8 protein-coding genes are annotated in these 11610 nt (G+C 62.2%); 7 read left to right on the plus strand and 1 reads right to left on the minus strand.

Features of this window, described 5'->3' with window-relative positions:
* The first annotated feature begins 104 nt into the window (after positions 1–104).
* Positions 105–1874, plus strand: a complete 1770-nt coding sequence (locus SFU85_09445) for a 4-alpha-glucanotransferase (GenBank protein ID MDX6767003.1) — start codon at positions 105–107, stop codon at positions 1872–1874.
* Between the two features lie 122 nt (positions 1875–1996).
* Positions 1997–4018, plus strand: a complete 2022-nt coding sequence (locus SFU85_09450) for a helicase C-terminal domain-containing protein (protein ID MDX6767004.1) — start codon at positions 1997–1999, stop codon at positions 4016–4018.
* Here SFU85_09450 and SFU85_09455 read toward each other — a convergent pair.
* Positions 3953–4786, minus strand: coding sequence for an FHA domain-containing protein (locus SFU85_09455; protein MDX6767005.1), 834 nt, complete (start codon positions 4784–4786; stop codon positions 3953–3955). The genes SFU85_09450 and SFU85_09455 overlap by 66 nt on opposite strands.
* Before the next feature lie 202 nt (positions 4787–4988).
* On the opposite strand from SFU85_09455, the gene pdhA reads away from it, so the two are divergent.
* The 5 genes from pdhA (at position 4989) to SFU85_09480 (ending at position 11449) form a co-directional block, all read left to right on the plus strand.
* Positions 4989–6089 (plus strand): pyruvate dehydrogenase (acetyl-transferring) E1 component subunit alpha, encoded by a 1101-nt coding sequence (pdhA, locus tag SFU85_09460; GenBank protein ID MDX6767006.1) that lies wholly within the window; start codon positions 4989–4991, stop codon positions 6087–6089.
* A 7-nt stretch (positions 6090–6096) separates the two neighbouring features.
* A complete protein-coding gene (locus SFU85_09465; protein ID MDX6767007.1) occupies positions 6097–7071 on the plus strand; it encodes an alpha-ketoacid dehydrogenase subunit beta in 975 nt (324 codons plus the stop codon).
* Positions 7072–7119: 48 nt separating this feature from the next.
* On the plus strand, positions 7120–8373 hold the full coding sequence (locus tag SFU85_09470) for a dihydrolipoamide acetyltransferase family protein (GenBank protein MDX6767008.1): 1254 nt from the start codon (positions 7120–7122) through the stop codon (positions 8371–8373).
* 106 nt (positions 8374–8479) lie between these two features.
* Positions 8480–9865 carry a dihydrolipoyl dehydrogenase gene (gene lpdA, locus SFU85_09475; protein ID MDX6767009.1) on the plus strand — a complete coding sequence of 462 codons (1386 nt, stop codon included), beginning with the start codon at positions 8480–8482 and terminating at the stop codon, positions 9863–9865.
* Positions 9866–9961: 96 nt separating this feature from the next.
* Positions 9962–11449 (plus strand): TolC family protein, encoded by a 1488-nt coding sequence (locus SFU85_09480; GenBank protein MDX6767010.1) that lies wholly within the window; start codon positions 9962–9964, stop codon positions 11447–11449.
* Positions 11450–11610: the final 161 nt, after the last annotated feature.

The raw sequence follows: 11610 nt of genomic DNA on the forward strand, positions 1-11610 counted from the left end.
CATTAGCCGGGGAATCCGTTCCCCGGCCATAGAAAGGCATTCCGTCGCCACATCGCCCGCCTTTTGGTTTTGACGCCCGTAGGGCAGCGGGGGAATGTCAGCAGATGCCCACCCCATCGTCCGCCCCCTCCCGCCAAGCGGGATTGTTCGCTCCGGTTTTCGCCCTCCGCCACAAGGGTGACCTGGGGGTGGGGGACACCGAGTCCGTCCGGCGGATGGTCGATGTCTGTGCCCGCTGGGGTTTCCGTGTGTTGCAGGTCCTGCCAATCAACGAGACCAGCGGCGACAACAGCCCTTACAACGCCATCAGTTCTTGCGCGCTCGATATCACCACCCTGGCGGCCGAACCCGGTCTGTTGCCCGGGCTGACCCCGGATGCCCGACGCGAGGTTTGTCCAGACGATCTGGCGGCGGATCTGGGTCGCGGACCGGTGGCTTATGCCAAGGTCAAGGCCATCAAGTGGCAGCTGGCCCGCGAGGCCTTTGCCGGTTTCCAGACGGAGCGGGCGGATTTCGCGACGGAAGGCCGGGAATTCGAGGTCTTTTGCCGGGACGAACGCGAATGGCTCGAACCCTACGCGCTCTTCCGCGCCCTCATGGCCGATCATGACGATTCGCCGATGTGGGAATCCTGGCGTCCGGAATGCCGGACGCTCAAGTCCGCGATGGAGTGGGTGGCGGAGCTGCCGGTGGTGGAGCGACGACGCCTCGATGTGAAATGTCGCTTCTACCAATTCGTCCAATGGGTGCTTTACCGCCAGTGGGAATCCGTACAAAAGCATGCCGCGCTGCACGGGGTCGCACTCATGGGGGATATTCCCTTCGGTTTGAGCCGTTCCAGCGCCGATGTCTGGGCCCGTCCGCAGCAATTCGATCTGGAGTGGTCGGGCGGTGCACCGCCGGAGCCCTTTTTCCAGCCCGATCCCTTCACCCAGCAATGGGGGCAGAACTGGGGTGTGCCGTTGTATCAATGGGCGGCCATGGAAGCGGACGGATTTTCCTGGTGGCGCCGCCGGGTGCGCCAGACCGCCCGCATTTTCAAGATGTTCCGCATCGACCACGTTCTGGGATTTTATCGTGTCTTTTCCTTCCCGTGGCAGCCGCGCGACAACGCACGGTTCATCGGCATGGGCGAAGCGGAAGCCCGCGCCTTGGCCGGGGATGTCCCGCGTTTCCTGCCCCGTGACGACCATTCCGAGGAAAACCGCCAGGCCAATCGCCGCGACGGGGAGAAGATCCTCCGTATTCTCCAAGAGGCGGCGGGCGATGCGGTCATCGTGGCCGAGGACTTGGGCGTGGTCCCGGTGTACGTGCGCCCCAGCTTGTTGGAACTGGGCATCAGTGGTTTCAAGATCCCGCTTTTTGAGCGCGACGATGCCACACGCGAATACAAGGATCCGGCGGATTATCCCGAACTGACCCTGGCCACCCTGTCCACCCATGACCACGAAACCCTCAAGGGGACGTGGGAGGGATGGTGGGCCAAGATCGAACGGGACTGGGGCCGGGGAGTGATCAAGCAGGGCGACGAGGGGCTGGCCCAGGACGCCCGTGAAGCCTCGTGGGAGATTTACCGGTTGCTTCGATTTGCCGGGTTGGACGATTCCCGTCTGGTCAGGGAGTTCGAACCGGCCGTTCACCAGGCGGCCTGCCGACAATTGTTGGAATGTCCGTCCTGGCTGGCCGTGCTGACCGTGACCGACTTTTTCGCCCTCGATCTGCGTTTCAACGTCCCCGGGCCGGTGAGTGAAAGCAATTGGTCGGAACGTCTGCCCTTCAGTGTGGATGAGTTGGCTGCGGGCAAAGTGAGACCGGATTTGATTTTCGGCCTGGCTGAATGGCTGCGTGAAAGCGGGCGCTTGGGACGGGGTTAGCCGAGGGGGCTCGATTCTTCGCGATCTTCGCGGTGGGCATCGTCTTTCAGGGCGGTGAAAAGTGGACGGGCACACGAATTTCCCATCGATTCACCGGGGGACGGCGTTATGCTGCTCTGTTCATGATTGCGCCCCTTCAACCCTGGGACAACGGCCTGGAGTCCCGGGTGCGGGAGATGTTCGGCCCCGGTGGGTTGCTTTCCAAGGCCAAGAACTTCGAACACCGCCAACCCCAGCAGGAAATGGCGTCGGCGGTGGCCCGTTCGCTCGAGAACGAACGCCATCTGGTGGTCGAGGCCGGAACGGGCATCGGCAAGAGCCTGGCCTACCTGCTGCCCGCGGTGCACTTCGCCGTCGAGCAGGGGCGCAAGGCCCTGGTCTCGACCTACACCATCAACCTGCAGGAGCAACTTTTCCACAAGGACATCCCCTTGGTGGAGAAGATCGTGCCCTTCGATTTCCAGGCCACCCTGCTCAAGGGACGGCACAATTACATCTGCCCGCACCGCCTCAAACGCGCGCGGCAGTTGGCGGCCGATTTATTCGTCACCAGCGAGAAAGCCGAATTGGAACGCTTGTGGGAATGGTGGCAGGCCACCACTGACGGGACGCTGAGCGATTTCAATCTGGCGCCGGACCCGAAGGTCTGGGCCCAGGTCTGCAGCGAGGCCCATGTCTGCACCCCCCGGACCTGCGGCAACGACCCAAAGTGCTTCTACCAACAGGCCCGCAAACGACTGGTCGAGGCCCATGTGGTGGTGATGAACCACACCCTGTTCTTCACCTGCCTGGGCGGGATCGACGAGGACATGATGGCCGGGGGCGGGTATTTGTTTCCGAATGACTTTGTCGTTTTCGACGAGGCCCACAACCTCGAGTCGGCGGCTGCCCGGCACATCGGATTGAGTGTGGGATCCTCCTCCTTGCGCTACCAGTTGCACCGGCTCTACCACCCCACGACGCGCAAGGGATTGTTGGTGCTGGCCCGCAACACTGAAGGGCAGCGGATGGTGGTGGACCTGTTGGACCGGGTGGACGAGTTTTTTTCCAAATTGGAGAATGCCTGCCGGTTCGACCAGGGCAACGAGTGGAGGGTGCGGCAGCCCGATGTGGTCGAAGATTCGCTTTCACTTCCGGCGATGCAGCTCCGGCAGGCCCTGCTGGATGCCGCGGCGTCGTCCGAGGACGAAACCCAGCAGGTGGAACTGCGAGACATGGCCCGGCGCTTCGCCGAATTCAAAGACGACCTCTCGGTTTTTCTATCCCAGGCGCATGAGAACTATGTTTATTGGGTGGAGCGGAGCGGGCGCGGATCCTCCGGAGCCCTGCAACTGCACGGGGCGCCGGTGGACCTGGCCGGGGTGCTTGAACCCATGCTGTTCAAGCCGGGCAACACCGCGATCATGACCAGTGCCACCTTGTCTGTGGGTGAGGGATTGGATTATTTCCAGAAACGGGTGGGGGCCTTCGAGGCCGACACACTGCAACTGGATTCACCTTTCGATTACGCCCGGCAGATGAAAGTATTCATCCCCAAGCGCATGCCCGAACCATCGCAGGGACGCGAATACGAGGAAGCCCTGCAGCGCTGGATCCGCTACTTTCTCGGCCAGACCGGAGGGCGGGCCTTTGTCCTGTTCACCAGCTACGGGGCGATGCAACGCGTGGCCCAGGGCATGGCGGGCTGGTTGGCGGAGCAGGGATGGCCTTTCATGCTGCAAGGCGGGGGGATGTCGCGCAAGAAGATGTTGGACGACTTCAAGAGCCGGGACCATGCCGTGCTTTTCGGGACGGACAGCTTCTGGCAGGGGGTCGATGTGCCCGGCGAAGCACTGGTCAACGTCATCGTGACCCGTTTGCCCTTCGCCGTCCCTGACCATCCGCTGATCGAAGCACGGCTGGAATGGATCGAGGAACGCGGGGGCGATCCATTCCGGGAGTATTCCCTGCCCGAGGCCATTCTGAAATTCCGCCAGGGGGTGGGGCGGTTGATCCGCACGGCCACCGATCACGGGCAGGTGGCGATCCTGGACGCCCGGATCTTGAGCAAGTCCTACGGCAAGGCCTTTCTGGCCAAACTACCGGACTGTCCCGTGACTTTGTTGGGCGACGAGGTATTGGGGGGAGCGGGGCTGGAAGATTGAGCCGCTGTCGCTGTCGCGATTGTTGTGGCGGACGACAAAAACGACCACGGCCAGGATGAGGCCGACCACGGCGAGGACGATGACGGCATACCAGAGGTAATCGGGTCCGGTGACCTTGAGGGAGGAAGGAGCGGCGGTGGAAGATGAGGGCACGAGGACTGGTTTGGCCTCCTGCACAGCTGATGCTGAGGCCGATACGGTGGCCGAGGTGGCTCCTGGCAGGTGGAGAATGGCCGAGACCTTGGCGTTTTTCTTCGGTTCGCGCGGAGGATAAGCCCGCGTTGCCGGGGAAACGGCCAGGGACATGGTGTTGCTCAGGATGGCCGCCGGTGGCTTGGGCAGGGCCTGGGGTACCTGGGCCGGTGGCTCGGCGGCCGCTTGTTGCTCAATCCGTCCGGCCTTTTGCCGCATCTCCGCGGCCCAACTGGCGAAGGAATCGGCGTCAAATTGCTCGGGATCACGCAGGGTGAAGCCGAACCATAGGTCGCCAGTTTGGATGATTTGATCGTCCCCCAAGATCGTGCTCGTGACGGCCTGGCCTTCAACGTTGGTTCCGTTGCGGGAGCCCAGATCTTCGATGTACCAGGCATCTTGGTAAAAGACCAAGCGGGCATGCTGGCGGCTGACCGAGTCATTGGTGCTCATGATCGCACTGCCGGGCAGGCGCCCGATGAAGAATTCAGCCTCGGTCAGGGGGAAGGCTTCCGGCCAGGATGCTTCCTGCCCGGCCAGAGGAACAAGCATGGCCACGACCTTTTTTGGACTCACCCGATGGGGAAATCAAGAATCAAGCGCATCCTCCCACCCGGACTATTGCATTTCTCCCGGGAACTTTTAACTTGGGGCGTCCCGAGGTTGGCACGGAACGGGCTGTCCTATTCCCACCCCGCCGCGGGTCACAAACTTGTTGTCGCAGCGGACGATTCCGCTACGCTGGCAAGCCGCATTCCTAAAGCCAACCGACCCCACTATGTCCACTCTGGAAGCCACCCGAAAAGCCCCCCAACCCTCTTCGTTTGCCGACGCTCCGGTCAACAAGTCGCTCAAGCCGGAAGCCAAGGTCGGCCTGCTCCGCACCATGGTCCGCATCCGACGCTTTGAGGAACGTTCGCTCCAAGCCTATCAGGGCGGCAACATCGGTGGATTCCTCCATCTCTACAACGGCCAGGAAGCCGTTGCCGTCGGTTCGATTTCCCTCTGTGGACCCCACGACCACGTCATCACCGCCTACCGCGACCACGGACACGCGCTCGCTGTCGGCATGGGCATGAATGAATGCATGGCCGAACTCTTCGGCAAGGCCACCGGTTGTTCCAAAGGCAAGGGCGGGTCCATGCATTTCTTCGCCCCCGACAAGAATTACTGGGGAGGCCATGGCATTGTCGGCGGTCAGACCCCGCTCGGCCTCGGATTGGCTTACGCGGTCAAATACAAGGGCCTGACCGGTTCCTGCCTTTGCTACATGGGCGACGGTGCGGTCAACCAGGGTGCTTTCCACGAATCCCTCAACCTCGCCTCCCTCTGGGACATCCCCGTCATCTTCGTCATTGAGAACAACGGTTATTCCATGGGCACCAGCCTGGCCCGTTCCTCGGCCTTCCGCGAGTGCCTGGCCAAGCGCGCCGAGGGTTACGACATGGACTGGCAGCAGTGCATGGGCCACGACCTCTACGAGGTACGCGCCGCCGTCCAAATCGCCCTCGACCGTGCCCACCAGAAATCCCGGCCGACCCTGATCGAGATCGACACCTACCGCTACGAAGGCCATTCCGTCGCCGACGCCAACAAAAAGAAATACCGCAGCCCGGAAGAGATCGAAAACTACAAAACCACCAAGGACCCGATCCAGCTCTTCAAGAACCAGCTCATCGCCGAGGGTCATCTGGACGAACAGCGATACGAGACCATCGACCGCGAGGCCAAGGACGAAGCCAAGGCCGCGGCCGACTTCGCCGAACAGAGCCCCTATCCTTCCCGTGAATCCATCCGCGAGGACATTTACTGGGAAACCGACCAGCCCGACGGCCGTACCTCCCAGGGCCGCATTTTCTTCAACGACGAAATCGAATAACTTCCCTATGCGCAAAATCACCTACCGCGAGGCCCTGCGCGAGGGCCTTTCCGAAGAAATCGAACGCGATGAGAACGTGGTCATCATCGGCGAGGAAGTGGCCCAGTACAATGGCGCCTACAAAGTCACCGAGGGCATGTGGGCCAAGTACGGAGACAAACGCATCGTTGACGCGCCGATCAGCGAGGCCGGATTCATCGGCATGGGCGTGGGCGCCTCCATGCTCGGCATCCGCCCGGTTATGGAACTCATGTTCTTCAGCTTCGCCTACGTGGCCTGGGACCAGATGATCAACAACGCCTCCGCCGTGCGCTATATGTCCGGAGGAAAAATCAACTGCCCCATCGTCGTCCGCGGCCCGGCCAACGGCGGTACCAACGTCGGTGCCACCCACTCCCACACCCCGGAAAACGCCATCGCCAATGTCCCCGGCCTCAAGGTCGTCTGTCCCGCCACCGCCTACGATGCCAAGGGCCTGATCAAATCCGCCATCCGCGACAACGACCCGGTCTATTTCATGGAGAACACCCTTCTCTATGGCGAGTCCTGGGAGGTGCCCGAGGAAGAATACCTCGTCCCCATCGGCAAGGCCGACGTCAAGCGCGAGGGAACAGACCTGACCATCGTGGCCCATGGCCGTTGCGTCATCATGGCCCTCAAGGCCGCCGAACTCCTCCAGGCCGAACACGATCTCAGTGTCGAAGTGGTCGACCTCCGCTCCATCCGCCCGCTCGACGAGGACACCATCTGCGAATCCGTGCGCAAGACCCACCGTGTCCTGCTGGTGGAAGAAAACAAACCCTTCTGCGGCGTCGACGCCCAGATCAGCCACCTCATCCAGGAAAAATGCTTCGACGACCTTGATGCGCCGATCAAGCGCCTTTCCGCCATCGATGCCCCGGCAATCTACTCCAAACCCCTTGAGGATTTCCAGATCCCCAACGTTGACCGCATTGTCAAAGCGGCCCTCAGCGTGGGTTAGATCTTGTTCTGCTTAAAACTTAATACCTAAAACTTAAAACTTTTCCCCATGCCCACCGCCATCACCATGCCCAAGCTCAGCGACACCATGACCGAGGGCACGGTCGTCAAATGGCTCAAGCAAGAGGGGGACACGGTCAACTCCGGCGATGTCATTGCCGAGATTGAAACCGACAAGGCCACCATGGATTTGGAGGCCTTTGATTCCGGGGTGTTGCTGAAGATCCTGGCCCCGGCCGGCACCGCGGCCGCCTGCAAGGCTCCCATTGCCTTTATTGGTGAAAAAGGGGAAAAAATTGATGAAGCGGCATTTGCCGCCGCTTCCGTCAAGGAGGCGGCTCCGGCGTCTGCCTCGGCTCCGGCCGTTGAACCTGTTTCCGCGCCCGCACTGCCTCTGCCGACCCCCCAGGCCGTGGGTGGACTGGTGGGACGGGCCAAAGCCTCTCCCCTGGCCCGCAAGATCGCGGCCGAAAACGGGGTCGATCTTTCCCGGGTGACGGGCACCGGGCCCGGCGGGCGCATCGTCAAAAAGGACGTGCTGGCCCTCGGTTCAACAGGAGGCTCCGGCGGCTCCGGATGGCTTCACGCCACCGGTTACATCGGCAAGGGCGACGAGCGTGTGCCCCTGACCAACATGCGCAAGACCATCGCCAAGCGCCTCCAGCAGAGCAAACAGACCATTCCCCATTTTTACCAGGAGATGGAAATCGACATGGGCCCCTGCATGGCGCTTCGGGCCGTTCTCAATGCCCGTTTGGAAAAAACCCAGCCTCCGGTCAAACTCAGTTTCAACGACTTCGTCCTAAAAGCCTGTGCCGTGGCCATGCGCAAGGCACCCGTGGTCAATGCCTTCTGGGAAGAGGATGCCGTGCGCATGAACGGTTCGGTCCACCTCGCTTTCGGTGTTGCCATCCCCGGTGGCCTCATCACGCCCGTGATCCCCGACGCACAGGACAAGAACCTCAAGCAGATCAGCCTTGAAGCCAAGGAATTGGCCGCCCGTGCCAAGGAGGGCAAACTCAAGCCCGAGGAATACACCACCGGCACTTTCACCGTCTCCAATCTGGGCATGTTCGGCGTTGACCGCTTCAGCGCCATCGTCAACCCACCCCAGGCTGCCATCCTGGCCGTCGGCAACATCGTGGCCAAACCCGTGGTCGATGCCAATGGCCAGATCGTGGTCGGCCAGCGCATGAGCCTGACCCTATCCGCCGACCACCGCGTGGTCGACGGCGCCGACGCCGCCATCTTCCTGAAGGAAGTCAAAGACCTCCTCGAAGCCCCGGCCCTGTTGGTGGCTTGACCGGTCCTCCTCTCCAGATTTAAGCACTTGTCCACCAGCGGGTCTGGTGGAATATTGAAGGTCCGTTGTTCGCACCCTTCGCGCGCCCTGCGGTGAAAGTCCCTTTATGAAATATGATTTGATTGTTATTGGCGGCGGACCCGCCGGCTACGTCGGCGCCATCCGCGCCGCCCAACTCGGCAAGTCCGTCATGGTCGTGGAACAGGAACGCGCCGGTGGCACCTGCCTCAATTGGGGCTGCATCCCCACCAAGGCCCTGCTCAAATCCGCCGACCTGTACCGTCATTTCCAACACGCCGCTGAATACGGCCTTTCCGCCAAGGACGTGAGCTTCGACTTCGCCAAAGTGGTTGAGCGCAGCCGCGGCGTGGCCGATAAAATGGCCAAGGGCATTGAAGCCCTCTTCCGCATGAAGAAGGTCGATTACGTCGTCGGCACCGGTTCGATCCGCAAAGACAAGAAGGTCCTGGTCAAAACCGCCGACGGCAAAGAACAGATCCTTGACGGCGACAAGATCCTCGTCTGCACCGGCACCGTGGCCCGCCGTCTGCCCGGAGTCGAGGTCGACGGACAACGGGTTATGACCAGCCGCGAGGCCCTGGCCAACAAGACCCAGCCCAAGTCCCTCGCCATCATCGGCGCCGGGGCCATCGGGGTGGAGTTCGCCTATTTCTTCAATAGCTTCGGCACCCAGGTCACTCTCATCGAGATGCTCCCCCAAATCCTGCCCGTCGAGGACCACGAGGTCGCGGAACACCTTTCGCGCTCTTTCACCAAGTCCGGCATCGAAGTGTTGACCGAGACGAAAGTCGACAAGACCGAAGTGGGCAAGAAGGGCGTCAAGCTCACCGTTTCCGGCAAGGTTTCCAAAACCATCGAGGCCGATGCCCTCCTCATCGCCATCGGTGTGCAGGCCAATGCCGAGGCGATCTTCGACAAAGACCTCAAGATCGAACTGGAAAAAGGCTACGTCAAAACCAAGGAAAACTACGAAACCACCGTCCCCGGCATTTTTGCCGCGGGCGACATCATCGGCCCGCCCTGGCTGGCCCACGTGGCCTCGCACGAGGCCATCGAGGCCGTCGAGGGCATGTTCCTCAAGGGCAAGAAGCCGCACAAAGTGTCGGTTTTCCCCGGTTGCACGTATTGCCAGCCCCAAGTGGCCAGCGTCGGACTGACGGAGAAGAAGGCCAAAGAGAAAGGCATCAAGTTCAAGGTGGGCAAATTCCCCTACCGCGGCAGCGGACGGGCCGTCGCCTCGGGAGATGCCGATGGCTTCATCAAAGTTCTGCTGGGCGACCCGCACGGGGAGATCCTCGGGGCCCACATTGTCGGGGCCGAAGCGACCGAGCTCATCGCCGAATTCACCCTGGGCATGACACTGGAGGCCACGTTTGAAGAAATCGCCTCCACCATCCACGCCCACCCGACCCTCTCGGAAATGATCCAGGAAGCCGTCCTCAACGCCAAGGGCCAGTCGATCCATATCTAAACCCAGTGTCCCGGGCCCGTTGAAGCATTCTGCGCCCGGACGCCTGCTGTATTTCCGGTCGCTTGCCTTCCTGTCCGGCGGGGTCCAGCATGATCCGTGCGTCGTCGCTTCTCATGTTCTGATTGGGGCGTTTCCCTGGGGCTAGTCCTGTTCCTGGCCGGCTGTGCCGGGGCCGGTCGTGAACCTGTTCCCCGGAGCGACATGGCGGCCTTGGCTCCGGCAGATGGTTGGAAGGCTGGTGGTGGGGGCGACGGCATCCGCACGGGCTGGATCGCTGATTTCGGGGACCCCCGGCTGACCGCGCTGGTGGCCGAGGGACTCGACCGCAACCCCGACGTGCTCGAAGCTTCGGCCCGTCTGGAAGCGGCCCGTGCGGCGGCCAAGCGCGCCGGCGCCGCCTTGTTCCCCGCCCTGGATTTGAACGGGGCAGGGGATCGCCGCATCCCGTTCAAAGGACTGCCTTCGGCGAGTGTGGGGGCTTCATTGGATATCAGTTGGGAGCTGGATCTTTGGGGCCGCATCGCCTCGGCCAAGCGCGGGGCCGGGCAGCAATGGAGGGCTTCCGCCTCGGAATACGCCTCGGCCCGCCAATCCCTTGCCGCACAAATCGCCAAATCCTGGTTCTTGGCCGTGGAGGCCGGAAGCCAGCTAGACCTGGCCCGGGATTTTGTCGCCAGTTACACGCGCACGCTGGCCATTGTTCAGTCGCGTGCCGACATGGGGACGGTGACGCAGGAGGACCATGCCCTGGCCCGGGCCGACCTGGCCACATCCCAGCAGTCCATGCAGGCCGCTGAGACGGCCGGCCGCGAGTCGGTGCGTTCCTTGGAAATACTCCTGGGCCGCTATCCCGCGGCGGAACTCAAAGTGGCGGACTCGTTGCAGGCGGTGCCCCCGCCCATTCCTTCCGGATTGCCTTCGGAAATGCTGGAGCGGCGACCGGATGTGGTGGCGGCGGAGCGCCAAGTGGCGGCGGCGTTCCAGTTCACCCAATCCGCTGCAGCGGCCCGTCTGCCGCGCCTCGGCCTGACCGGTTCGCTCGGCTCGGTCTCCAATGCCCTCAACAGCCTGACCAATCCGATCAACGCCGCCACCACCTTGGGTGCCGCCCTCTTCCAACCGCTTTTCGACGCCGGCCTCCGCCAGTCGGAATTCGAGGAAGCCCGGGCCGAACAAAAAGCAGCGGTGGCGCGTTATCGCGCGGTGGCCCTTCGTGCCTTCCAGGAAGTGGAAAATGGACTGGATCGGGAAAGTTCCCTGACGGGCCAGGAGGAAAAAATCACCGAGGCCGTGCGGAACTATGGCCAAGCCCGCAAGACGGCTGAAATCCGCTACCAACAGGGGGCGGATTCATTGTTTGAGGTGTTGGCGGTGCAGCGCCAGGAACTGCAGGCGCGAACCGCCCTCATCCGCCTGCGGGGCGAACGCCTGGTCCAGCGCACCAATCTCCACCTCGCCCTGGGCGGCGATTTTCTCCCCGCGGATGATTCCAGCCTTGATGGGCAAAGTCCGTTCCGGCCTGTGTCGCAAAGCCATCTTCAGGCCATGCCCAGGGAAACTCCCCAGAAGTCATCTCAAAAATAGGACATGCCCGCGCTGGAGGTCAGAAAGCTGTCCGGCGAGGCGCGAGGAGAGCGAAGGTATGAAATATACCTTTAACCGACGAGCAACGAAGCGGGGCAGCTTTCTGGCTCCAGCCCTGAGGGTTGCGGCGGCACCGACCCGCTCCCTTCGTCGTCACTTCC

Source organism: Candidatus Methylacidiphilales bacterium, assembly GCA_033875315.1.
Lineage (GTDB): Bacteria > Verrucomicrobiota > Verrucomicrobiia > Methylacidiphilales > CAZTYG01 > JANRJG01.

Bases quoted from the DNA above. Each gene is read 5' to 3' on its own strand.
- SFU85_09445 (MDX6767003.1), top strand. From the start codon at position 105: ATGCCCACCCCATCGTCCGCCCCCTCCCGCCAAGCGGGATTGTTCGCT.
- SFU85_09470 (MDX6767008.1), top strand. From the start codon at position 7,120: ATGCCCACCGCCATCACCATGCCCAAGCTCAGCGACACCATGACCGAG.
- SFU85_09450 (MDX6767004.1), top strand. From the start codon at position 1,997: ATGATTGCGCCCCTTCAACCCTGGGACAACGGCCTGGAGTCCCGGGTG.
- pdhA (MDX6767006.1), top strand. From the start codon at position 4,989: ATGTCCACTCTGGAAGCCACCCGAAAAGCCCCCCAACCCTCTTCGTTT.
- SFU85_09465 (MDX6767007.1), top strand. From the start codon at position 6,097: ATGCGCAAAATCACCTACCGCGAGGCCCTGCGCGAGGGCCTTTCCGAA.
- lpdA (MDX6767009.1), top strand. From the start codon at position 8,480: ATGAAATATGATTTGATTGTTATTGGCGGCGGACCCGCCGGCTACGTC.